The sequence below is a fragment of the Faecalicatena contorta genome (assembly GCF_022835095.1).
In the GTDB taxonomy this organism is placed as follows: domain Bacteria; phylum Bacillota; class Clostridia; order Lachnospirales; family Lachnospiraceae; genus Faecalicatena; species Faecalicatena contorta.
Genome location: NZ_BQNQ01000001.1, coordinates 2,177,307 through 2,200,890, shown reverse-complemented (window position 1 = coordinate 2,200,890; position 23,584 = coordinate 2,177,307). Strand labels below are relative to the sequence as shown.

The window sequence follows — 23,584 nt, the reverse complement described above, 5'->3', positions numbered from 1 at the left end:
CCTCCTAAAGTTTTGAAAGTTGTTAACTGTTACACAGTTATTTTATTGTGAAACCTTCAGCAAACCTCAAGTTTGTTAAAGATTCATCAACTACGGTTTATTGTACTAAATCAAGAACAAAAATTCAAGTGCTAAATATATTTTTATGGAAGTTGTTGAAAAATCGGCATTCTGGACTTAAATTCTGTGTAGTATTTAAAGCCGCAGCCCTTCAGGATGTCCCCTGCCTTCTGAAAATCGTAGGCAATGTGTTCCGGCCGGTGCCCGTCGGCACCGATTGTGATCACCTCTCCTCCCAGTTCCCTGTAGCGCCTGATCACATCCGGATGCGGATGGCAGAAGCCGAGACCGTACTTGAATCCGGCCATATTCATCTCAATGCCCTTTCCCATGGAAATCACTTTTTTCAGAATCTCGTCCAGGATATCCGCATACTTCCGGTAACTGTACTCCTGCGCCTGTTTTTTTCCATAACGCACAACATAATCAATATGTCCCAGCACATCAAAGTCCTGCACGGACTCTATATCTTCCAGTGTTACCTCAAATGTCTCTCTATATGCGTCTTCATCCGTCCTTGTTTCAAACATTTTCTGATAATACGGATCTTCCCCGTTTACCACATGGACAGAACCGATCACAAAATCAAAGGGATATTGACTGACTAATTCTTTATAGTATTCCCCCAGATGAGGCTGCAGCCCAATTTCAATCCCGATGCGCACATCAATCCTATCCGCATATTCTTCCCTGAGCGCCCCCAGTTCCTGAAAATATCTGTCTAAATCGAAAAGGGAACCTTCCATTCCAATATCCTCGTGAACCGGATAGTCTTTGTCGTTGTGGTCCGTTATACAGATTGTCGTCAATCCCTTTGCCAGGGCGCCCTCTATCATGTCCCTGGGGGAAATATCGCTGTCAATCGAAAAGTTAGTATGCATGTGAAAATCACTGGTTATCATAAAATGGTCCCTCCGCCGAGTACGTATTCACCGTCGTAAAATACAACAGCCTGTCCGGGAGTCACCGCCCGCTGCGGCTCCTCGAAAGTGCAGAGCACCTCATCGCCTCCCGTTTTCTCTATTATACACCATGCCCCCTTATGGTTATAGCGTATTTTGGTAAAAACTCGTAAAGGTTCCGTCAAATCTTCTACAGACATAAAGTTCAGCGTTCCTGCCCGAAGCGTATGGGCCAAGGACTCTTCGTTTGTACCGATCACCACTTCATTGGTCTCCGGACGGATCTCCAGCACAAAGGCAGGATATCCCAGGGCAAGCCCCAGGCCTTTCCGTTGTCCAACCGTATAGTGGGTAATGCCTTTGTGCCGTCCCAGCACATGGCCGTCACTGCTCACAAAATTCCCCTCCGGAACCCTGATTCCCGCTGTTTCTTCTATATAAGATGCATAATCACCGCCCGGCACAAAACAGATGTCCTGGCTGTCCGGCTTGTTTGCAACCATAAGGCCAATTTTTTCGGCAATCCGGCGCACCTCGTCCTTTGCGTATTCTCCCACTGGCATCAGCGTGTGTTTCAGCTGTTCCTGGGTCAGATTATAAAGTGCATAGGTCTGATCCTTTGCAAGAGCCGCAGAACGCATCAGTGTAAAACGTCCATTGTCCAGCTTCACTACCCTGGCATAATGGCCGGTAGCAATGTACTCAGCCCCGATTGCCAGGCTCCTGTGCAGCAAAGCCTCCCACTTCACGTACCGGTTACAGGCGATGCAGGGGTTGGGTGTCCTGCCGTTACGGTATTCATCCACAAAATAATCAATCACATGTTCTTTGAATTCCTGCTTAAAATTCATCACATAATATGGAATCCCCAGATCCGCAGCCACCCTCCTGGCATCGTCCACAGCGCTCAGGCCGCAGCATCCTCCGTTTTCCTCCTGAACCGCCCGTTCCTCATCCTGCCAGATCTGCATCGTCACACCAATGACGTCATATCCCTGTTCCTTCAGAAGATAGGCCGCTACCGAGGAGTCAACTCCTCCGGACATTCCGACTACTACTTTGCTCATTAATACTCCTCTTCCTCTTCTTCCTCACCCTCATGGATATCTGACTTCGGCTTTTCCAGCCCTTCTATCTTAATATCGTTCTTCACGGCATAATCCCAGAGCGCGGCATGAATTGCCTCCTCTGCCAGCAGGGAGCAGTGCACCTTCACCGGCGGAAGTCCGTCCAGGGCTTCCATAACCGCCTTGTTCGTAATCTGCATTGCTTCCTGGATATTCTTCCCCTTCACCAGTTCTGTTGCCATACTGCTTGTCGCCACTGCTGCACCACAGCCAAATGTCTTAAACTTGACGTCACGGATAATCTGATTTTCATCAATATCCAGGTAAATGCGCATGATGTCTCCGCATTTTGCATTTCCCACGGTGCCGACTCCGCTTGCACCCTCTATTTCTCCTACATTTCTTGGATGTTCAAAGTGATCCATTACCTTTTCTGAATACATATATTCTTCCTCCTGTTATCTGGTTTGTTTTTTTATAAAATCCTCATATAAAGGTGACATATTCCGCAATTCCCCTACGATAGTTTTCAGCTTTTCTACCACAAAATCCAGCTCTTCTTTCGTCGTCTCCTCACTCAGCGTCATGCGCAGGGAGCCGTGTGCTATCTCATGGGGAAGCCCGATTGCAAGCAGCACATGGGACGGATCCAGAGAACCTGAGGTGCAGGCTGAACCACTGGATGCACAGATCCCGTTCATATCCAGTTTGATCAAAAGAGATTCCCCTTCCACAAACTGAAAACTAAAATTCACATTATTCGGAAGCCTGTTTTGTCTGTGGCCGTTCAGCCTACAGTAAGGTATCTCCTTCTCAATCCTTCCGATCAAATAGTCTCTGAGCTCGTTTTCTATTGCAGTGCGTTCTTTGAGTGAACCTGCCGCACGCTCCACCGCCTTGCCAAAACCGACAATGCCCGGCACATTTTCCGTGCCCGCACGGCGCTTTCTCTCCTGCGCGCCGCCATGAATGAAGGAACGGATCTTCACGCCTTTTCTAATATATAAGAAGCCAATGCCCTTCGGCCCGTTCAGCTTATGGGCGCTGGCACTGAGCATATCAATATGACAGGCATCCACATCGATCGGCACCTGGCAGAAAGCCTGCACCGCATCCGTATGGAACAGGATCCCGTGCTCATGCGCAATCTCACCAATCTCGCGGATGGGCTGAATTGTACCGATCTCATTATTCGCAAACATCACAGATATCAATATGGTATCCGGTCGAATCGCAGCTTTCAGCTCATCCAATTTCACGGTGCCGTCCTCGTCTACATCCAGGTATGTTACATCAAATCCGTTTTTCTTCAGGAAATCCGCCGTGTGGAGTATGGCGTGGTGTTCGATCTTCGTTGTGATAATATGTCTGCCCTTTGCTGCATAAGCCTCCGCAGTTGCTTTCAGCGCCCAGTTATCCGCTTCCGAACCGCCTGCGGTAAAATAGATCTCATTCCCTTTTGCACCGATCGCCTCTGCGATGATCTCTCTCTGTCTTGTAATCACATCCTTATTGGCAGCTGCAAATCCATAAACGCTGGACGGGTTGCCGTAATATTCCGTAAAATAAGGAAGCATAGCCTCCACTACCTCTGGTGCTGTCTTTGTGGTTGCAGCATTATCCAAATAAATCAGTTTATTCATTTTTATACATCCTCCTTATAAGTATCAGCCGGCTGATCCGGTTTTTGTCTGCAGTCATCCTTTTATATTTACGCAGGATCATAAACGCCCTTAATTCTTACATCCGGTCTGTCCATGTATATCCTGGCATCCCATCTTCTTGCTTTCCTCGACCAGCTGGGCGAGCTTTATCTCATCAACCGTCTGATTGATACTCTCGTTGATGCGCTGCCATACATATTTAGTGACGCAGCTGTCCGCTGCTTTGCAGCCCTCCTCGGGATGCAGTCCCGAACACTCTACCGGCTCCAAACTGCCTTCGAGGGCCCGCAGCACATCACCCACAGATATCTCTTCCAAATCCTTTGCCAACACATAGCCGCCGCCGGCGCCCCGGATACTTTTGACCAGTCCCGCTTTTTTCAGCATAGACATCAGCTGCTCCAGATACCGCTCGGATATTCCCTGCCTGTCCGAAATGTTTGTAATGGAAACCGGCTCATTCTCGCTGTACTGTGCAAGGTCAATCAGCGCACGCAGACCATATCTTCCTTTTGTAGATAATTTCAAATCATCACCTTCTTACTGATTCATACTCCGCCAACCCGGTTCTGTCCTGGTTTAGCATTCCACAGAGACCTAAAATAATTCCTAGTGTTTTAATCCCTAGTACTTTAATTCCTATCTTTTCATTCCCTAGTAATTTACTAGGATTTCTTCTTTTGTAGAATACCACTCGTTTTCAGTTCTGTCAAGACAGAAACAGGAATATGTTGTAAAAATATGTTTTTTTAGGAGATACCCTTGTCCAGAAAACAAACCATCATACGCGGAACCTTTATTCTTACCGCAACCGGATTTCTGTGCCGGTTTATGGGATTCTTCTATCGGATTTTTCTGAGCCATACATTCGGTGAAGAAGGCGTCGGCCTGTACCAGCTTATTTTCCCGGTCTATTCACTCTGTTTTGCACTCACCGCCGCAGGATTGGAAACCGCCATATCCAGGACGGTCGCCCAGAAGGTCTCCCTTGGCCGAAAAAAAGAAGCCCGGCAGATCCTCATGCTCGGTCTCGTCCTATCCGTGCTGCTGTCCTGTGCCTGTGTCTTAATCCTGCAGGGAAATGCAGCCTACATAGCCGAAAAATTACTAGGAGACGCCCGCTGTGAACCCCTGCTGATTCCGCTCTCCTACGCACTGCCGTTTGCGGCCATCCACAGCTGCATCTGCGGATACTGCTATGGCATGAAGGAAACAAAAATCCCGGCTCTTTCCCAGGTAGTAGAACAGGTAACCAGAATTATTTCTGTTTATGTTTTCTACTTAATTCTGATGAAAAAAGGAGACGACGTCACAATCACGATCGCTGTCCTCGGCCTCGTCATCGGCGAAATGCTATCAGCTCTGTACGCAGCCAAGTCCCTTACGCGCAGCAGTCATGTACTGTCACACCTGAATATTACATATACAGATTTTGTCCATCGTTTCAGAGAATTGATGCCCCTGTCACTGCCCCTGACCGCCAACCGGGTACTGATCAACCTTTTGCAGAGTATCGAGGCCATCTCGATCCCTGCACGGCTGCAGCTATACAACCATTCGACCAGTGAAGCGCTCAGCATTTACGGAGTCCTGACCGGTATGGCCCTGCCCTGTATCCTTTTCCCATCCGCCATCACCAGTTCGATCTCCATCATGCTCATGCCCACGGTTGCAGAGATACAGACTACAGACAACCGGGATGATATGGTCAACATTATAAAAAAGGTGGCCGGATCCTGTTTCATCCTGGGCCTGAGCTGCTGCTTCATTTTCCTAGTCCTTGGTAATTGGATGGGCACTGTCCTGTTCGGAAGTTCCACTGCCGGCAAATTCATCATCACTCTGGCCTGGATGTGCCCGTTTTTATACACAAACTCCGCCCTGTTAAGCGTCATCAACGGTCTGGGCAAAACGGCTTATACCTTCCTCATCAACTCCCTCGGACTGCTCATCCGGATCGGCAGCGTATTCGCAGCCATCCCCCTGTTCGGAATCCAGGGATACCTCTGGGGAATGCTGGCGAGCCAGCTGATCGTAAGTATCTGTGCCGGAATCGTACTCAAAAAAGAAATATAGGGAGCGAGGGACGAGGGGAGCGGATGGGGGGACGCCTGCCTGAGATGGGGAACGGATGCCTCGGGAAAAAAAGGAGCGGGGGCTGGGAGTAACCCGCTTATGGAGAAGTCCTAACGCAAAAGAAACCGCCCATGAGGGCACGTACAACATGCAACGGGAAAGCCTGATGCTTTCCCGTCTTAGGTTGTACTGAAAAGTGATTTGGTAAATCACTTTTCATCCCTCATGGGCGGTTCCTTTTGCGTAAGGACTTCTAAACCATGCGCTCTATACTCCCAGCCCCCGCTCCTTTTTTTCCCGAGGCATCCGTTCCCCATCTCAGGCAGGCTTGGCTTCATCAAATCGGAGGTAAGCATCGCTTCCAGCGGGGCTTTCTTACGGGGACAGCGTATGGGATTGGGTTTGCGTGGGATGCATTCATAGGCAAGCAAATATAGGGCCGCATCTTTACTTTCCAACATTTACCGCGCCGCCAGTCCAGATCCACCGGCCCCGTCAGCGCTGCCCTCCCGAGGCATGGGGCACTTCCCATTGGATGAGACAAGCCCCGTGAACCGGACATAGGGGCAGCTGGAAGCGTCTTATGGCTGCAAGCTGGAGTTGAGCAAAAAGGAAGGACAACAGAGGTAATTTTTGTGATTCCGAATCACAAAAATTCCTGGCCCCAGCGCGCGAAGCCATCAGGCTTCGGGTGATGTGGCCAGGTTGCCTCTGTTGTCCTTCCTTTTTGCTCTACTCCAGCTTGCAGCCATAACCCGTTTCCAGCTGCCCCTATGTCCGGTTCACGGGGCACCCCTCCCCCACTAAAGTGTCCCAAGATACCCCTGCATAAGTATAGGATTTACATATGCTTCCAGTATAATCCCCACTAGCATGGTGAGTCCCAGAAAGATACTTTTCTGTGTATTCCATTTGTTTTGGGGATATGTATAACTGTACCAGATGATGACCATGTATGCTGGAACATAGAGAAGGAACTGGGGGAGGATTCCTACGATGCAGAGGATACTTCCCTTGATTCCCATGCTCAGAACCGCCATTGACAGGAGCATGCCGCTTGAAAAGCCCGTCCATACCAGAAATGCTATGGAGGCCGCTTTCCGCATTTTTGTGAATGCCAATCCCAGCAGGATAAGAAACGGAACGGCCCGGATCTTGATCAGATACCATATGTATTCCTCGGCCACAATGGAGACTGACTGATACTGTTTTAAAAAATAGTCGCTGAATATTCCGGGCTCTGCTGTATATTGCTTCATAATCAGATTCACATACAGTATCCCCAATAAAAAACCCGGCATGAAGAAAGCAAACAGCTGCTTCCTCGTATGAAGTATCTTCACAGGCGTTCCTCCTATTGCTAAGATATTTCATTATATGCCGGGGTTTCTTTTTTATTCTCTTTTTCCGTATTTCGAATCATAGGCAAGCAGTGCGGAGACAGTCTTCGCATCTTGTATCTCACCAGCAAAAATCTTTTCCTTTAATTCTTCTATTGTATAAGCTTTCAAATCAATAAATTCATCCTCGTCCAGATGCTGCTTTGACGGGATCAGATTCCGGGCTACGTAGACTTCGATTCTCTCATTGCAGAACGCCACTGTTGTGCGGAGTGTAATCAGCCAGTCCAGATCCTCGCTCCGATAGCCTGTTTCCTCCTCCAGTTCTCTTCCTGCACATACAATCCCAGGCTCATCTTCTTTGTCCAGAGCTCCGGCAGGGATTTCCAGTGTATCACGTTCCAGCGCATTGCGGTACTGCTTCACCATCAGGATTCTGCCGTCATCGGTGACCGGCACAACCGCAGCCGCACCCTTGTGTTTGATAAAATCCCAGGTCACGGTATGATCGCCGTCAATCTCCATGGTGTCCTGGTAAAAGTCAATAATATTGCCTTTAAACTTCAGTTCCCGGTTTAATCTTTTAATTTGTCCGCTCATAAAATGCTCCTTTTTAGTTCCTACAGTGAGGACACAAACTTTTCTATTCTGTCGAGCCCTTTTTCAATGGCTTCTAAAGAAATAGCATAAGACAAACGTACAAAATTGTCAAACCCAAAATCAGCGCAGGGGACAACCGCCACCTGGTAATCTTCTATCAGAATCTCCGCCGCTCTTGCCGCAGTACCGATCTTTTGACCCTTGTAAGATTTTTCGAGGACATTGGTAAAATCTACGAACACATAAAATGCTCCCTCCGGCTCCAACAGATCCAGAAGCGGCATTGCCGAAATCCTCTCATACATGTATTTTCTTCTCTTATCAAATTCAACCCTCATCTCCTCGAGCGCCGACTGATCCCCTGTCAGTGCCTCCAATGCGGCTTTCTGTGCGATAGAGTTCGGGTTGGATGTTTGATGGGACTGCACGCTGCCCATCATCTTTGCGATTTCTGTGCTGGATCCCGTATATCCGATTCTCCAGCCTGTCATTGCATAGCTCTTGGAAACTCCGCTGCAGGTGATGGTTCTTTTATAAATCTCTTCACCAAGGGAAGCAATGCTCACATGCTTCTTCCCATCATAAATAAGATACTCATACATCTCATCCGCTACAACATAAAAATCCTTTGCAACAGCAATCTCAGCGATTGCGCGAAGTTCTTCCTCTGAGTACACCATGCCCGTCGGGTTGCTTGGAGTATTTAAAATAAAAGCTTTTGTCTTATCAGTCACAGCTTCACGAATCTGCTTTGCAGTCACTTTATATCCATTATCCTTGGAGCCATACAAAAATACAGGAACTCCATCCGCCAGTTTCACAATCTCAGGATAAGTAAGCCAGTACGGTGCAGGAATAATCACTTCATCTCCCGGATTTAGAAGCACTTCAAAAATATTTGTCAGAGAATGCTTGCCCCCGTTGCTGATCACGATCTGATTTGGCTCGTAGTTAAGACCATTAAACTCTCTGAACTTATCACTAACCGCCTTTTTCAGTTCCACAGTCCCTGATGCGGGAGTATACTTCGTAAACCCTTCCTTAATAGCTCTGATAGCGGCCTCATTAATATTATCCGGAGTATTATAATCCGGCTCGCCGGCTCCAAATCCAACGATATCAATCCCCTCCGCCTTTAAAGCCTTTGCCTTCGCAGTAATAGCCAAAGTAGATGAAGGCTTCACGCTCGCAGCCTTTCTTGATAAACTAAGTGACATATTAACATCCTCCAATTCCATACATTCTACATATAAAATATAAATAACACATTATGGTTATTAATTATAATATACGCTGCCAATATTTGCAAGTTATATTTCCGCATAATTCCTAATCCATTATTTTCGCATCATTTTGCGCAAATTTATTCTTATTTTTGCAATTTTCCTCCAATATCCCTTCATTTCTATCTTCAATCCCATTCACGCATGTCTAACTCCTCCAGCTCTACTCTCCCGCCTGGAAGCGCGAAGCGGCGTGTGCATCCTCCCGTAGAGTTTTTATGATATAGGAAATTCCAAAGGAATTTCCTATATCATAAAAAAAGCCCTCGTCTTACGACAAGGGCTAAACTTGATCTGATATAAATTATTTCGCATAATCCGTAACGCGCGATTCGCGAATTACATTTACTTTAATCTGGCCTGGATATTCCAACTCAAATTCAATCTGTTTTGCAATTTCTCTGGCCATAAGTACCATGTCATCATCAGATACCTGGTCCGGAACTACCATAACTCGAATCTCTCTACCTGCTTGAATAGCAAAAGACTTTTCAACACCTTTAAACTGGTTTGATATTTCTTCTAATTGTTTCAATCTGTTTGTGTATGTTTCAATTGTTTCTCTTCTTGCACCTGGTCTTGCTGCAGAAATTGTGTCAGCCGCCTGAACTACGCATGCAATCAATGTCTGAGGCTCTACATCACCATGATGTGATTCCACTGCATTGATTACCGTCGGAGACTCTTTGTACTTCCTGCAAAGATCTGCGCCAATCTGAATATGTGAACCTTCCACGTCGTGGTCAATTGATTTGCCGATATCATGCAGGAGTCCGGCACGTTTCGCCATCCTGACGTCCAGGCCGATCTCACCGGCCAGAAGTCCTGACAGCTGGGCAACCTCTATAGAATGCTTAAGCGCATTCTGGCCATAACTGGTTCTGAACTTCATTCGTCCGAGCAGACGAATCAATTCCGGATGGATTCCCGGCACGCCAACTTCCAGAGACGCTGCCTCTCCTTCTTCCCGGATCATCGTGTCCACTTCTTTTTGTGCCTTTTCTACCATCTCCTCGATTCTGGCAGGATGGATACGTCCATCCACAATCAATCTCTCAAGGGCAATTCTTGCTACTTCCCTTCTGATCGGGTCAAAACCTGACAATACAACCGCTTCCGGCGTATCATCAATAATCAGCTCGACACCCGTCAGTGTCTCGAGGGTTCTGATATTCCTTCCCTCACGGCCGATGATTCTTCCCTTCATCTCATCACTTGGGAGCTGCACTACGGAAATTGTAGTCTCAGCCACATGGTCAGCCGCACATCTCTGGATTGCATTGACAACGTACTCTTTGGCCTTCTTGTCCGCATTTTCCTTTGCCTGTGTCTCCAGCTCTCTTACCATCTTGGCTGTGTCATGCTTCACATCTTCTTCAACAGTTTTCAACAGATATTCTTTTGCTTGTTCGGAGGTAAGTCCTGAGATTCTTTCTAGTTCCTGTACTCTTTTCTGACTAAGTTCTTCTACTTTTGCTTCACGCTGCTTCAGTTGCTCTTCTTTTGCTGTAAATTTGACTTCACGCTGTTCGATCGCCTCTGACCGTTTATCAACGGCCTCTTCTTTTGCAAGCACCCTTTTCTCATAACGCTGCAATTCGGCTCTTCTTTCCTTTGTCTCTTTTTCAAGGTCATTCTTCGTCTTGATCGACTCTTCCTTCACCTCTAAAAGAGCTTCTTTTTTCGTTGTCTCAGCAGTCTTTACGGCATCATCAATTATTTCTCTTGCCTTTGCTTCGGCATTGCCAATCTTGGAATCTGCATTCTTCCTGAGATTGGATATCGTTACAAAGTGAGTAATAATACCAACTATCAACGCGAGGGCTACAGCAATAACAATACTTATCATTGTTGGCACAGGAGCACCTCCTTGTTCAATTTTCATTGTACATTCTTGCTTAAAATACAACAGTTAAATTTTATACTGTTTTCACAACTATGTCAAGCATTCTCATCATTATTTTGTATCACTTGACGGATGTCGTCATAACGGAACCCTTTTCGCGATAAATAGCCATATAATTTACGCATTTCTTCCTCTGTCGCCTCCGCCGGAATCACCCTTTTCTTCCTGATAATCTGCCGGATTGCATCCTTTTCATTATCGGATTCAAAGCATTCCTCGAATGCCAGTTCAATTTTTTCAGGCGCCACACCCCTGCCGCACAGCAGGGCATAAATCTCGCGCCTGCTTTTGGACGCCTTCCTGCTCTCTATAAATTGTCTTGCATACCGCTCATCATCAATATACCCAAATGATTTCACGTAGGACAAGGCGGCGTCTATGGCTTCCTCCGGGTATAACCCCTGTTTCAGCTTATCCCTGAGCCCGGACTCGGTGCGATCCATATCCTCCAGAAGATGCATAGCTCTTAACTTGGCACGCTTTATAACAACTTTTTCCAGAACCTCCCTGTAATTCTCTTCCTCGATCTGTGCTCCTTCTTTGATACCATAACGGGCCAGTTCGCCCTTGTATAAGACAAAGGCGAACTGGCCGTCCAGAAAGACTTTAGACTTTGTTTTCGTTACAGCGTCCAGCTTTGTAACTGTCATCCTATGCTTCCCCCGGTGCTTTCACTTCCGTTTTTCCCGGTTCGGGCGCTTTTGAGTCCTTTGCCTTCTTTGTCAGCTTCAGTTCCTCCGCTGCTTCTTCCTCTCCTTCACCGTTCAGCTTATAGTGGGCACGCACTTTGCGGTCCAGCTCTTCCATCACTTCCGGGTGCTCCGTGAGGTATGCTTTAGCGTTCTCTCTTCCCTGTCCGATCTTCTCGCCTTCATACGCATACCATGCGCCGCTCTTCTTCACCACGCCAATCCCTGCTGCCAGATCCAGAATATCCCCCTCCTTAGAGATCCCTTTTCCAAACATGATATCAAATTCGGCCTCTTTAAACGGAGGCGCGATCTTATTCTTGACAATCTTGACCCTCGTACGGTTCCCGACCATCTCGCCGCTCTGCTTCAGAGTCTCGATCCTTCTGACATCCATCCTGACAGATGCGTAGAACTTCAGGGCACGTCCGCCCGTTGTTGTCTCAGGATTTCCAAACATCACGCCTACCTTCTCACGCAGCTGGTTGATGAAAATAACAACACAGTTAGACTTACTGATAACGGGAGTCAGCTTTCTCAGGGCCTGTGACATCAGCCTCGCCTGTAATCCCACGTGGCTGTCACCCATATCCCCTTCGATCTCCTGTCTCGGCACCAGAGCCGCCACAGAGTCAATAACAATAATATCAATCGCCCCCGAACGTACCATTGTCTCCGCAATCTCAAGCGCCTGATCCCCGCTGTCCGGCTGAGATATATAAAGTTCATCAATATCAACGCCAATACTCTTCGCGTATACAGGATCCAGTGCATGTTCCGCATCAATAAACCCGGCAATCCCTCCCCTGTTCTGTACTTCTGCAATCATATGTAATGCAACGGTCGTCTTACCACTGGACTCCGGTCCATAGACTTCTATCACACGCCCCTTTGGCACACCGCCCAGTCCCAGCGCCAGATCCAGGCTCAGGCAGCCCGTCGGCACCGTCTCCACCGCAACATGGGCTCCCGGTTCACCGAGCTTCATAACCGTCCCTTTTCCAAAATCTTTCTCTAACTTCGCAATCGCCGCTTCCAGCGCTTTTTTCTTATCTTCATTTCCATTAGCCATATGTCGGTACTCTCCTTCTCAATTTTCGAACAATTGTTCGTTTTCTAATAATATACTATTATACTTGTTGTAAAATGTCAACAACAATTTCATAACCCTATTATACAATTTTACATGTCCTATAAACAGGACTTTTCTTTTATACTTTTCCTCCTTTAATTGCATTTTTAAACGCTTGATTTTGCTTGCAACTACGATTGCAAACTAGCAACTACTTTTGCAAAGGCTTATAATTAAGGTGCCTTTGTTTGATCAGGAAGGAGTTATTATGGCTAAACAATTATCCTTACCTGAACGTATTGTTATTGAGCAAATGATCCACAAAGATTATTCATTTGCTTCTATTGGAAGAAACCTGGATAGGTCCGCTTCCACCATAGCTCGTGAAGTTTTGCACTATCGCTGCTTTACAAGCAGAATTCCACTTATGGGGGAAAACGATTGTATTAATCGTCCTAGTTGCCAACGCAATACCCTTTGTCCTGAAATGGGTGTTCATGGTTGCTTTGCCTCACGGTGTAAGCGTTGTCCAGTAGGTATTATCTGCACATCAATTTGTGACAACTATGATTCATTTCAATGCGATTTGCTTGATAAGCCTCCCTATGTTTGCAGTAACTGTAAGATGCAGAAAGGCTGCAAGAAAAACAAAGCCTATTATTCCGCTCATAAAGCCAATGCAGCTCATCACAAATCCATCAAGAACGCTCACAGCGGTGTTCGAAAAACACCTAAGGAACTGCGCGAAATATCAGAGATTATTGAACCCTTGATTGCTAAAGGGCAGTCCCTAAATCACATATGCAGGGCACATGCAGATGAACTTGGTCTTTCTGAAAGAACCCTTTATAACTACATAGATAAGAACGTATTTAAGGTCCGAAACATTGATCTTCCAAAGAAGGTTGTTTATAGACAACGCCGTCCTAAAAGAGTTCTTACCAAACTTGAATACCAATACAGACAAGGCCGCACTATTGAGGATTTCAATTCCTTTGTCGAAGCCAATCCTGAACTTTCTGTCGTTGAGATGGACACAGTGAAAGGAAGCCGTGAAAAAGGCAAAGTATTTCTCACTATGATATTTAGAAAGTCCAGCTTCATGCTTATATTTCTAATGAATGACGGTACTCAGGATAGTGTTATACAGGTCTTTGATACATTAAGCAGCTTGCTTGGCACTGCTCTCTTTAAAAGACTTTTCGGTGTAATACTCACTGACAATGGTGTTGAGTTCAAGAACCCAAATGCCTTAGAGCACACACGTCCAGGGTTTATTCGTACTCATGTATTCTTCTGTGATCCTCAGGCCTCTTGGCAGAAGCCTCATGTTGAAAACAATCACAGATTAATAAGAAGAATCATTCCAAAGGGAACTAGTCTAAATAAGCTTAATGTTGAAGATACACGACTTATTTGTTGTCACATCAACAGCGTTATACGTGACAACCTGGATGGCAAAACACCTTTTGATTTAATGGATTCTGCAGATGAAAAAAAGCTATTATCTGCACTTAACCTGTCACCCATTCCACCTGATGAGGTTATTCTGAGTCCAAAACTAATTAAACACTAAATACAAATCTGTCGGATCAAACAAAGGCCTCATATCATAAATCGAAGCGGGGTCTCAGTTACTTTTGCAAACCGACTGTCATGCCGCTTATTAGTCATGTCCAGAAATCATGCAAAACAATAGCTTTTGATTCATTATATACCGTTTTAAGCTCGGTTTTGGCCTCATTTTAATGTTTAAGATTTTTAGTGTCAATATGTACTAGCAGTTACTTTTTTCATTTAAAGACCATGGAATATTTTGGACGAACGCCGCATTTATAAAAAGAAATCTAAGAATGATAGCTTTGTAAACTAATTTTAGCACCCCTCAGCGAATAAAACAATCCCTTTCTAGTCACATTGTGAAGCCATATTATTACGATTCAGGGAGCCGTGCACCGCGCTGTACGGCATTCGAGCCTGTAAAGTGATGGAGACGGGCATCTGCACAGCCGTCTGGATGAAAGAGGGACGCTTGCCGTGGAACGGAACGGGGCGGCCTATGAAGGATCCCTCCATAGACCGCCCCTGTCCTATTTCCACGGCAGGCGTCCCCCTTTCATCCGTACACATGCTAGAATTCGTCGTTCAAATTACTTACCGCTTTTTTACAACTTCCCCCTGTTTTTTATAGATACTCCACCCCGGCACATACCCTCTGACAGATGAGAGAGGGTAGATATTACTGTGGCTTCCAACCACGGTTCCCGGATTCAGCACGCTGCCGCACCCTACCTCGACTTCATCACCCAGCATGGCGCCGAACTTCTTCATACCCGTCTCAATGTTTCCTTCCGGTGTTTTTACAATGACCAGTTTTTTATCAGATTTTACATTGGAGGTAATAGAACCTGCTCCCATGTGTGATTTGTAGCCAAGTATGGAATCTCCCACATAATTGTAATGTGGTACCTGTACTTTATTGAACAGGATCACGTTTTTCAATTCTGTAGAATTGCCGACTACCGCGCCTTCGCCTACGATTGCATTGCCTCTGATAAATGCGCAGTGCCTGACCTCAGCTTCTTTTCCGATAATTGCCGGTCCGTTGATATATGCAGTGGGAGCCACCTTTGCAGATTTGGCAATCCAGATATTCTCACCACTCTTTTCGTACTCTTCCTCATCTAAAGTCTTTCCCAGCTCCAGAATAAAGCCGCTGATTTTCGGCAGGACTTCCCACGGATAGGTCACACCGTCGAATATACCGGCAGCAATTGTCTCTTCCAGTGTATAAAGCTCTTTTACAGTTAATTCCGTCATTTTCTTTTCCTCCTACTTCTCCGCCGGCTCAGTGAACTTCCGGTAGCCGGTCTGAAAATCTACTTCATTTTTTATGTTACCGTCTGTCAGGATTGCTTTTAAATTATATGCCGCAATTTCTACAACAGATTCCAAAATCTGCTGCATATGGTACTTTCCTGCCACATGGGGGGTGATCAGCAGGTTCGGCGCATCCCACAGCGGAGAATCCGGCTCCAGAGGTTCCTGCTCCGTCACATCAATGGCCGCACCTCCCAGCCTGCCGCTGTGCAGGGCATCACACAGATCCATGGTTGGAATCAGGCTTCCCCGCCCAACATTGAGCAGAATTGCCCCTTTTTTCATTTTCTCCAGGCGCTCCCGGCAGAACAGTCCCTCTGTCTGCGGGGTGCCTGGAAGCGTACATGCCACAATATCCGCCCTCCCAAGCAGCGCATCCAGTGCATCCAGCTGATATAATTCTTCCAGATAATCCGGCTTTTGTGCCATATTTCTGCGGATTCCTATGACATGGCTGCCCATGAGGTGCATTTTCTGTGCAAACTGCCCGCCGATATCGCCCAGGCCTACGACCAGGGTCACAGAGTCAGCAATGGAATTCACCTGCCCCTCATCTTTCCATACATGTGCATGCATATTGCGCTCATATAAATGCAGTTTCTTTATCAGCATCAGCGAGGCTCCAAGCATATATTCAGAGATCGCCAGCCCATAGGCTCCTGTGGCATTCGCCAGTTTTACACTGGGAGGCATAACGCCCGGAACAGTATAAAGGGCGGCCCCTGCACTGTCCAGCTGCAGTAATCTAAGACCCGCAGCATACTTCAGATACTCTGGCTTAACATTTCCCAGTATAATATCTGCCTTTTCGACCATCTCCTGATCCGCGTCCTTCTGCGCTCTGTATACAAAATGAGCGCCGCCGCTGCCTATAATATGGGCGGCTGTATCTTCCAGGTATTGCCGGTGCCGCTGCTCAACCGGAATGGTAACCAATATTTCTAACACGCCTCTGCTCCTTACTTACTTTTTCCCTTATTTTCTTTATAGAATCTGGCTGCACGGTCATAGCATCCGCGGAGCTGGTACTGGTTGTTCAGTCCTTTTACTCCGTTGGTTCTGCTGACGATAAAGTGATCCAGCTTTTTCATGTACTCATCCGGCGTAATATCACCGTCTGCCACATAAGTCAGCCCCTTCTCCCAGCTGGCCGTCAGTTCGGGATTCAGAAGCGACTTGATGGAATTATCCACTACGTCAAACACCATTTCGCCCTGCAGTGTAGGTGTAATAATCTGAGTCTTTTTATTCAGGCCCAGATACTCGATATGGATCAGCTTTTTCAGGATCTCCGCACGTGTCGCACTGGTTCCGATTCCGCTTCCTTTGATCTGCGCACGCAGTTCCTCGTCTTCGATGAGCTGCCCTGCATTTTCCATCGCCAGGATAATGGAACCGGAATTGTACCGTTTCGGCGGAGAGGTCTCTCCCTCTTTTATATCCAATGCCTTCACAGGAAGGACAGCACCCTTCTTCAGACTCTGTATCACCTGGAAGAAACTGGTATCCAGATCCTGAGCGCCGCTGTTCTCACCGCTGTCACCGTCCCCGCTGTTTTCTCCGGTTTCCGCATTGTTTTCCTTTCCCTGTGCGGAAACATTCTTCTTTGCCTGAGGCACACCCGTCACTTTCAGGTAACCTTCCTCTGCCAGTACCTTAAAACTGGAAAAGAAACTCTCTTCTTTGATCTTTGTGGTAATGGACACCTTCTGATACACCGCCGGGGGATAAAAAATACTCAAAAATCTTCTTACAATACATTCATACACTCTCGACGCTGTCGAGGAAACCGAGCTGAGGGCCCCCAGCCCCTGCCCCGTCGGTATGATCGCGTAATGATCCGTAATCTGCTTATCGTTAACATACCTGGTCTTTGCCAGGCCTTTGTGGCTTCCAAATCCCAGGATATCCTGCAGATAAGGCGCGGCCACCGGGTACTTGGAAAGTCCGTTCAGATTCCTGCTGATCTCTTTTGCCACGGCTGCGGACAGCACCCTGGCGTCCGTTCTCGGATAAGTAACCAGCTTCTTTTCATACAGCTCCTGTACAATCCTGAGCGTTTCATCAGGACTGATCTTGAATCGTTTGGAGCAGTCATTCTGAAGCTCCGCCAGATTATAGAGCAGCGGCGGATTCTTTTTCTCTTTCTTTTTCTCAATGGCTGTAATCTGGCATGTCACGGGTTCCGGTTCCTTCAAGTAATCCACCAGTTCCTCTGCCTTCTCCCTCTTCTTAAATCCATTCTCCTTGTACAGGTCAAAGGATTCGAAGAAGCGGGATCCCCTGACGGCACGCCACTCTCCCTCGAAATTCTGCCCTTTTGCCTCAATGGTGCTCAGGACACGGTAGAACGGTGTCTTAACAAAGTCCCTGATCTCCCGCTCTCTGCGGACAACCATCCCCAGCACGCAGGTCATTACGCGCCCTACCGATATGACCGCATACTTGCTGCGCAGATAATTGGATATGCTGTTCCCATATTTCAGCGTCAGGAGACGGGAAAAATTGATCCCCATCAGATAATCTTCCTTTGCCCTCAAATAAGCAGAGGCACTGAGATTATCGTATTCCGATAAATCCTTCGCCTCCCTGATTCCGCGCAAAATCTCTTCTTCGGTCTGGGAATCGATCCAGACCCTCTTTCTTTTTTTGCCTTCTACATGCGCTTCCTGCTCAACCAAGCGGTAGATGTATTCCCCTTCCCTTCCGGAGTCGGTGCACACATAGATCGTGTCTACATCCGCTCTTGTAAGAAGCCCGCTCACAATCTGAAACTGTTTGGCCACCGAGGGAATGACCTCGTATTTAAATTCTTTCGGAATAAACGGAAGGGTATTCAGGCTCCAGCGCTTCAGCGCAGGGTCGTACTCCTCCGGATAGCTCATCGTGACCAGGTGCCCGACGCACCATGTCACAATCGCCTCGTCCGATTCCAGATAACCGTCTTTTCGTCTTGTATTCAATTTTAATGCCTTTGCGAATTCCTGGGCCACACTCGGCTTCTCCGCTATGTATACTGATTTCCCCATAAATACTTATACTGCCTGCTTTTCTCTATATTCTCCCCAAATGCTGAACCACCGGAACAGGAAAACCTGCTGCCGCCGCTGCCCTGGGAGTAAAATACAGTAACAGTTCAGATCGGCTTGAACTGTTACAAAATATATTACTTTACTGTAAAATGGTATGCCGTCATGGTGGAGTAGGTCTCCCCTGCCCTGCATACCGGGCTCTCGAAGTTGTCATGATGTACGGCATCCGGGAAATACTGTGTTTCGAAGCAGACTGCCGCACGCCTTGGATACACTGCCTGCTTCTTTCCCGGTTCCTGGTCCAGAAAATTGGATGTATAGATCTGCATACCAGGCAGGTCTGTCCACACCTCCATAATAATTCCGCTCACGTCACCGGCCGCTTCCGCTACTTTAGCAAATTTTCCATTATTTTTCAATACCCAGTTGTGGTCATACCCCTGGCCAAGGCGTGTTGCCTCGTAGTCCACATCGATCCCGCTGCCGATTTCCTTTGGTTTTCTAAAATCCATCGGCGTATCGTCTACAGCCGTCAGTTCTCCCGTTGGAATAGACTCGGCGTCCGCCCTTGTAAAATAATCCGCATCTACCGTCAGCCGGTGCTTCAGCACATTACCGCTGCCATGGCCGTTCAGATTGAAATAACTGTGATTGGTCATATTGATGACTGTATCCCGATCCGGAACTGCATGGTATTTCATGCGCAGGGTATTATCCTGGGTCAGTTCATAAGTCACCCGCATATCGAGCGCTCCGGGGTATCCCTGGTCGCCGTCCGGGCTGTAAAGGACAAATGTAATACTGTCCCCGGACTTTTCCTCCACTTCCCAGAACCTTTTATTATAGTAAGCCGTTCCGCTGTGCAGGTTATTGTTATTGTCATTTTTCTCCAGCGGATAGGTAATCCCGTTCAGTTCAAAGCAGGCCCCGCCGATGCGGTTCGCATTTCTGCCAACCGGTGCACCGAAGGATGCACCGCCAGCCTCATATGCAGCGGCGTCATCATACCCCAGTACTACATCCACCGGTCTGTCCTCTTTGTCCAAAACGATCAGTTCCACAAGTGCAGCCCCGTAATCCGTCACGGATATGGTCATCCCGTTCTTATTTGTTAACGTATACAAAAATGCGGTCTGTCCATTCCCCGCTGTTCCAAATTCTGTTTCTGTCAGTGTTCCCATCTTCTGCCTCCTCCGTTCTCAGCGAAATAATTTTCTAAGACGCCGCAGGAATGATGGCTTTTCGACCGGTTTTTCATGGCGCTTAGTATGCAGCGCTTCTTTCATAAATACCTCCTGGGCGCTGATTCTTTTCTCTGTCTGCTCTTTCTTTTTATAGGTTCCGTCGCTTTGCATCACTCTTGCTTTTACATTATCAGCCAGCATGATATTCAGGCCCCGGACCAGACGCCGCCTAATGGCCTCGTCATAGATCGGGCAGGCAACCTCCACCCGCTTTTCCGTATTGCGGGTCATCATATCCGCAGAGCCAATATATACCTTCTGCGAAGCACCGCTTCCAAACACAAACACCCGTGGATGTTCCAGAAATCTTCCCACAATGCTGGTCACTGTGAGGTTCTCCGTCTCCCCCGGAATTCCCGGAAGGATACAGCAGATTCCGCGCACGAGCAGATCAATCTTAACCCCCGCCCTGGAGGCTTCCGCCGCTTTATTTATAAAATTCATATCCGTTACGGAATTCATCTTCATAATAATCCTGCCTTCAGTGCCTTTTTGGATCTCCTCATCCATCAGCATCAGCACCTTTGGCTTCAGGCTGGTCGGCGACACAATCAGGTGCTGATAGGCGCCGTCCAGGTTCCCTATGGACATATTCTTAAAAAATACCGCCGCATCCTCCCCGATAGACTGGCTGGATGTAAGCAAAGTATAGTCTGTGTACATCTTTGCGGTCTTCTCGTTATAATTGCCGGTTCCAATCTGGGTAATGTATTTGATCTCGTTCTTATTCCTGTAAGTAATCAGGCAGATTTTGGAATGAACCTTGTAGCCTTCAAAACCGTAAATAACACGGCATCCGGCCTCCTCCATCCGTTCGGACCAGTCGATGTTATTCTGCTCGTCAAACCGTGCTCTGAGTTCAATCAGAGCCGTTACCTCTTTCCCATTCTCGGCCGCCGCACAAAGATATTCCACGAGACGGGTTTTCTTAGCCAGCCGGTAAATGGTAATCTTTATTGTCATGACATTAGGATCCACGGATGCTTCTTTGATCATCTGGAGAAACGGCTCCATGGACTCATAGGGGAAGGAAAGCAAAATATCACGCTTCTTCACCTGGGCCAATACGCTGCCCTCTGATACGGAAGGGGACGGCTGCGGTGAAAACGGCTCGTCAATCAGCGACCTCCTCATGGAAACCGGAACCTTTTCTGCAATTGCAAACATATAATCCAGCTTCATAGGCATCTTTGTTCGGAAAACACAGGATGGGGTTATATTAAACTTGTCACAAAAATACTTTTCCATCTCTTTTGTAAGAGGATCTGCAGTTTCCAAGCGCACAACCGCCATTCTTTTCCTTTTATGCAGCGTTTCCTTCATGATAAAACGAAAATCTTCGTTATCCGCAAAAGCCTCATCATCCGGTGAAATATCTGCATTGCGCGTTACACAGATATAGTTTTTTTCTGATACCTGATACTGCTCAAATACCAGATCCAGATATTCCATAATTACCTTCTCCATCCGGATATATCTGATATCATGTCCGGGCAGATACAGGATATCGGAGATGAACTGCGGCACGGGCACGATCCCCATCATACTTTTATTATCCATTTTCAGATCCGCCACCACATAGATCTCTTTATTCAGCAAATGAGGGAACGGGTGGTTTGCATCCACAATCTGCGGAGACAGGACGGGAAGCACTTGCTCTTTGAAGTGTTTCTTTACGTATTTCTTTTCCTGGGGATCCAGCTCCTTAAAGTCCAGACCGCACACGCCGTACGGATGGAGCTGCTTTTTAATATCCGCATAGGTTTTATCCCGCTCTTTATACAGCGGCGCCACAGCCGCATATATGGCGTCCAGCTGTTCCTCCGCTGTCATGCCGGATTTGCTGTCTACGGTCTTGTTATCAACAGAGGCCATATCATACAGGCTTCCGACACGAATCATAAAAAATTCGTCCAGATTGCTCGTAAAAATTGCGACAAACTTCATCCGCTCTAAAAGAGGCACACTATCATCACGCGCCTCCTCCAGCACCCGCTGGTTAAAACGCAGCCAGGACAGCTCTCTGTTTTGTGTATAGTCTAATGTCTTTCTGCTCATACTCTCTTCCTCATCTTTCACAGTAATATCCTTAAGGCACTGGGCAGCCGCTCATTTATTGAAGCGCGCTGCCGGATTCCCAACGGGCATCCGCTTTCCGGCATAAATACCTGAAATCCCATGATGATCTTAGCATGCATTGAGGTGCCTTTCCATCCTGTTTACATAAAATATTGTTAAATCCCTGTTAAAACTGCAGACCTGCCGGCCCTCATCCTTCCATAATTTTCACAAAAAAAGTACGGTTTCTGGGGCCATCGTATTCACAGAAGTACAAATCCTGCCAAATTCCAAGCAGAATCTCCCCGTCATTCAGAATCAATGTCTGTGACGCCCCTGTCACGGCTGTCTTCATATGCGCATGGGAATTCCCCTCCGCATGGCGGTAAAAAGGCGCTTCCAGAGGGAATACTTCCTCGAATCCGGCAAGCATATCGTGCACAACATCGGGGTCTGCATTCTCATTGATCGTAAATCCTGCTGTCGTATGCGGAGAATATACAACTATAATTCCATCCTTCACTCCGCTCCTGGCCACATCCTCACGCACCATATTGGTTACCTTTGTCATCTGCTGTGCATTCTTTGTAGAAATGTGATGTTCAAACAAATTCATATTCCGGCCTCCTTTTCTTTTAACAGTCTGCTTAAGTGGCAGTACATGATTTCGATGTACCGGCAATGCTGCTTTGCTGTGTATTATTTTGTAAGATATTCCATCAGCCTGCCGTATTCCTGTTCCATCAGCTGATATCCATGGTCATAAAACGCGGTCAGCGTCTCCGTGTTTCGTTCCATCCTGGCTACCGGCTTCACAAGCGGACGCAGCACAAATATCTTCCCCTGTCTCTCCAGTGTCTCCAGATGGTTCATGGTACGGTTATAGTAAAAACTTCTGGTCAATATTGCCTTTACCAGGTTCGGATAGGATCTGTAGGCTCTTCGGTATACCTCTGCCAGCCCGGAAGATATTTTCTTCTTTCTGTAGCCCGCATTCCTGGTCAGGATGACCACGACCTTGTCATTGCCCAGTTCCATTGCATGCTTCAACGGCACACTGTCCGCAAGCCCTCCGTCCAGATAGGGGACGTCGTCTATCTTTACAATCGGCGTCACCAAGGGCATGCTTGAAGACGCACGGCAAATCTTCATGAGCCTCTCTTTTTCGCTTTTCTCTTTGAAATACTCCGCTTTTCCAGTCAGACAGTTGGTCGCCACCAGTTCGCACTCTATCTCGGACTGAAAATAAGTCTCATAGTCAAACGGATAGATCTGATTCGGGAAAATGTCAAAAATCAAATCCATGTTCATCAGGCTGCGCTCTTTGACAAACTTCCTGAAACCATAATAATAACTGCCGCTTTTATCTGTAGGTATCATGCAGTCCCTGGTTCTGCCCGGCTGCTTGGAAACATAGTCCACTGCATTGCATGCCCCGGCCGAAACTCCGATCACATGTGACATATACAGCTCCTGCTCCATCAGATAATCCAGGACTCCCGATGAAAATACTCCGCGTGTTGCTCCGCCTTCCAAAACTAATGTTGCTTTCTGCATAAATTCTCCTCGCTTTCTTTTCTCATTATATAACGATTTTCTCTATTCGAAAACAACAAACTTTTAATTTTCGTGAAAACCGCCCGAAACCTTGCCATTTCCATCCATCTCATGTTAATATAAGCGTTGGGATTACAGGAACATGAATATAAAG

General features: G+C 47.1%; 21 protein-coding genes. 2 read left to right on the top strand and 19 right to left on the bottom strand.

The genetic code is table 11. From position 1 onward, the window contains the following. Positions 1–143: 143 nt before the first annotated feature. The 5 genes from MWG26_RS09815 to MWG26_RS09795 all read right to left on the bottom strand — a co-directional run bounded on the left by MWG26_RS09815 (position 144) and on the right by MWG26_RS09795 (position 4,221). The gene (locus MWG26_RS09815; protein ID WP_025657728.1) at positions 144–962 is read right to left on the bottom strand and encodes a histidinol-phosphatase HisJ family protein; all 819 of its coding nucleotides are present in this window, start codon (positions 960–962) and stop codon (positions 144–146) included. After that, positions 959–2,029 carry a tRNA 2-thiouridine(34) synthase MnmA gene (mnmA, locus tag MWG26_RS09810; protein WP_025657729.1) on the bottom strand — a complete coding sequence of 357 codons (1,071 nt, stop codon included), beginning with the start codon at positions 2,027–2,029 and terminating at the stop codon, positions 959–961. The genes MWG26_RS09815 and mnmA overlap by 4 nt, the downstream gene beginning before the upstream one ends. Next, positions 2,029–2,472, bottom strand: a complete 444-nt coding sequence (gene nifU / locus MWG26_RS09805; RefSeq protein ID WP_025657730.1) for a Fe-S cluster assembly scaffold protein NifU — start codon at positions 2,470–2,472, stop codon at positions 2,029–2,031. The genes mnmA and nifU overlap by 1 nt, the downstream gene beginning before the upstream one ends. 15 nt (positions 2,473–2,487) lie before the next feature. After that, positions 2,488–3,672 (bottom strand): cysteine desulfurase NifS, encoded by a 1,185-nt coding sequence (gene nifS, locus MWG26_RS09800; RefSeq protein ID WP_025657731.1) that lies wholly within the window; start codon positions 3,670–3,672, stop codon positions 2,488–2,490. 90 nt (positions 3,673–3,762) lie between these two features. Further along, positions 3,763–4,221, bottom strand: coding sequence for an RrF2 family transcriptional regulator (locus MWG26_RS09795; RefSeq protein ID WP_025657732.1), 459 nt, complete (start codon positions 4,219–4,221; stop codon positions 3,763–3,765). 234 nt (positions 4,222–4,455) lie between these two features. Between MWG26_RS09795 and MWG26_RS09790 the strand changes: the two genes are divergently transcribed. Continuing rightward, complete coding sequence (locus MWG26_RS09790; protein ID WP_117440661.1) at positions 4,456–5,769, top strand: polysaccharide biosynthesis protein; 1,314 nt, start codon at positions 4,456–4,458, stop codon at positions 5,767–5,769. 209 nt (positions 5,770–5,978) lie between these two features. Here the strand turns inward: MWG26_RS09790 and MWG26_RS09785 are convergent, their stop codons facing one another. From MWG26_RS09785 to recA, 7 genes are all read right to left on the bottom strand, one after another. After that, positions 5,979–6,230 (bottom strand): hypothetical protein, encoded by a 252-nt coding sequence (locus tag MWG26_RS09785; RefSeq protein ID WP_025657733.1) that lies wholly within the window; start codon positions 6,228–6,230, stop codon positions 5,979–5,981. A gap of 342 nt (positions 6,231–6,572) precedes the next feature. Then, the gene (locus MWG26_RS09780) at positions 6,573–7,112 is read right to left on the bottom strand and encodes a hypothetical protein (protein ID WP_025657734.1); all 540 of its coding nucleotides are present in this window, start codon (positions 7,110–7,112) and stop codon (positions 6,573–6,575) included. Between the two features lie 51 nt (positions 7,113–7,163). Continuing rightward, positions 7,164–7,709, bottom strand: a complete 546-nt coding sequence (locus MWG26_RS09775) for an NUDIX hydrolase (protein WP_025657735.1) — start codon at positions 7,707–7,709, stop codon at positions 7,164–7,166. A gap of 20 nt (positions 7,710–7,729) precedes the next feature. After that, positions 7,730–8,926, bottom strand: a complete 1,197-nt coding sequence (locus MWG26_RS09770; protein WP_044927429.1) for a pyridoxal phosphate-dependent aminotransferase — start codon at positions 8,924–8,926, stop codon at positions 7,730–7,732. Between the two features lie 370 nt (positions 8,927–9,296). After that, on the bottom strand, positions 9,297–10,841 hold the full coding sequence (gene rny / locus MWG26_RS09765; RefSeq protein ID WP_181969558.1) for a ribonuclease Y: 1,545 nt from the start codon (positions 10,839–10,841) through the stop codon (positions 9,297–9,299). A 92-nt stretch (positions 10,842–10,933) separates the two neighbouring features. Next, complete coding sequence (locus tag MWG26_RS09760; protein WP_025657738.1) at positions 10,934–11,548, bottom strand: regulatory protein RecX; 615 nt, start codon at positions 11,546–11,548, stop codon at positions 10,934–10,936. A 1-nt stretch (position 11,549) separates the two neighbouring features. Then, positions 11,550–12,659, bottom strand: a complete 1,110-nt coding sequence (gene recA / locus MWG26_RS09755; RefSeq protein WP_025657739.1) for a recombinase RecA — start codon at positions 12,657–12,659, stop codon at positions 11,550–11,552. Positions 12,660–12,927: 268 nt separating this feature from the next. On the opposite strand from recA, the gene MWG26_RS09750 reads away from it, so the two are divergent. Next, positions 12,928–14,235 carry an IS30 family transposase gene (locus MWG26_RS09750; protein WP_044927431.1) on the top strand — a complete coding sequence of 436 codons (1,308 nt, stop codon included), beginning with the start codon at positions 12,928–12,930 and terminating at the stop codon, positions 14,233–14,235. Between the two features lie 578 nt (positions 14,236–14,813). On the opposite strand, the gene MWG26_RS09745 is transcribed toward MWG26_RS09750, so the two are convergent. The 7 genes from MWG26_RS09745 to MWG26_RS09715 all read right to left on the bottom strand — a co-directional run bounded on the left by MWG26_RS09745 (position 14,814) and on the right by MWG26_RS09715 (position 23,430). Then, on the bottom strand, positions 14,814–15,479 hold the full coding sequence (locus tag MWG26_RS09745; protein ID WP_025657741.1) for an acyltransferase: 666 nt from the start codon (positions 15,477–15,479) through the stop codon (positions 14,814–14,816). 12 nt (positions 15,480–15,491) lie between these two features. Further along, positions 15,492–16,487: a D-2-hydroxyacid dehydrogenase gene (locus MWG26_RS09740; RefSeq protein ID WP_117440662.1), complete on the bottom strand. Its 996-nt coding sequence runs from the start codon at positions 16,485–16,487 to the stop codon at positions 15,492–15,494. An 11-nt stretch (positions 16,488–16,498) separates the two neighbouring features. After that, positions 16,499–18,568: a DNA topoisomerase gene (locus tag MWG26_RS09735; protein WP_025657742.1), complete on the bottom strand. Its 2,070-nt coding sequence runs from the start codon at positions 18,566–18,568 to the stop codon at positions 16,499–16,501. A gap of 137 nt (positions 18,569–18,705) precedes the next feature. Further along, positions 18,706–19,752 (bottom strand): aldose epimerase family protein, encoded by a 1,047-nt coding sequence (locus tag MWG26_RS09730; RefSeq protein WP_025657743.1) that lies wholly within the window; start codon positions 19,750–19,752, stop codon positions 18,706–18,708. 18 nt (positions 19,753–19,770) lie between these two features. Then, on the bottom strand, positions 19,771–21,873 hold the full coding sequence (gene ppk1 / locus MWG26_RS09725) for a polyphosphate kinase 1 (protein WP_025657744.1): 2,103 nt from the start codon (positions 21,871–21,873) through the stop codon (positions 19,771–19,773). Positions 21,874–22,084: 211 nt separating this feature from the next. After that, on the bottom strand, positions 22,085–22,489 hold the full coding sequence (locus tag MWG26_RS09720; RefSeq protein WP_025657745.1) for a secondary thiamine-phosphate synthase enzyme YjbQ: 405 nt from the start codon (positions 22,487–22,489) through the stop codon (positions 22,085–22,087). Positions 22,490–22,572: 83 nt separating this feature from the next. Then, positions 22,573–23,430: a patatin-like phospholipase family protein gene (locus MWG26_RS09715; protein ID WP_025657746.1), complete on the bottom strand. Its 858-nt coding sequence runs from the start codon at positions 23,428–23,430 to the stop codon at positions 22,573–22,575. Positions 23,431–23,584 lie beyond the last annotated feature (154 nt).

Coding starts and splice junctions, on each gene's coding strand:
- ppk1 (WP_025657744.1), bottom strand. CDS start 21,873: ATGAGCAGAAAGACATTAGACTATACACAAAACAGAGAGCTGTCCTGG.
- recA (WP_025657739.1), bottom strand. CDS start 12,659: ATGGCTAATGGAAATGAAGATAAGAAAAAAGCGCTGGAAGCGGCGATT.
- MWG26_RS09815 (WP_025657728.1), bottom strand. CDS start 962: ATGATAACCAGTGATTTTCACATGCATACTAACTTTTCGATTGACAGC.
- nifS (WP_025657731.1), bottom strand. CDS start 3,672: ATGAATAAACTGATTTATTTGGATAATGCTGCAACCACAAAGACAGCA.
- MWG26_RS09745 (WP_025657741.1), bottom strand. CDS start 15,479: ATGACGGAATTAACTGTAAAAGAGCTTTATACACTGGAAGAGACAATT.
- MWG26_RS09770 (WP_044927429.1), bottom strand. CDS start 8,926: ATGTCACTTAGTTTATCAAGAAAGGCTGCGAGCGTGAAGCCTTCATCT.
- nifU (WP_025657730.1), bottom strand. CDS start 2,472: ATGTATTCAGAAAAGGTAATGGATCACTTTGAACATCCAAGAAATGTA.
- MWG26_RS09785 (WP_025657733.1), bottom strand. CDS start 6,230: ATGTTGGAAAGTAAAGATGCGGCCCTATATTTGCTTGCCTATGAATGC.
- MWG26_RS09730 (WP_025657743.1), bottom strand. CDS start 19,752: ATGGGAACACTGACAGAAACAGAATTTGGAACAGCGGGGAATGGACAG.
- MWG26_RS09735 (WP_025657742.1), bottom strand. CDS start 18,568: ATGGGGAAATCAGTATACATAGCGGAGAAGCCGAGTGTGGCCCAGGAA.
- mnmA (WP_025657729.1), bottom strand. CDS start 2,029: ATGAGCAAAGTAGTAGTCGGAATGTCCGGAGGAGTTGACTCCTCGGTA.
- rny (WP_181969558.1), bottom strand. CDS start 10,841: ATGATAAGTATTGTTATTGCTGTAGCCCTCGCGTTGATAGTTGGTATT.
- MWG26_RS09775 (WP_025657735.1), bottom strand. CDS start 7,709: ATGAGCGGACAAATTAAAAGATTAAACCGGGAACTGAAGTTTAAAGGC.
- MWG26_RS09715 (WP_025657746.1), bottom strand. CDS start 23,430: ATGCAGAAAGCAACATTAGTTTTGGAAGGCGGAGCAACACGCGGAGTA.
- MWG26_RS09750 (WP_044927431.1), top strand. CDS start 12,928: ATGGCTAAACAATTATCCTTACCTGAACGTATTGTTATTGAGCAAATG.
- MWG26_RS09720 (WP_025657745.1), bottom strand. CDS start 22,489: ATGAATTTGTTTGAACATCACATTTCTACAAAGAATGCACAGCAGATG.
- MWG26_RS09760 (WP_025657738.1), bottom strand. CDS start 11,548: ATGACAGTTACAAAGCTGGACGCTGTAACGAAAACAAAGTCTAAAGTC.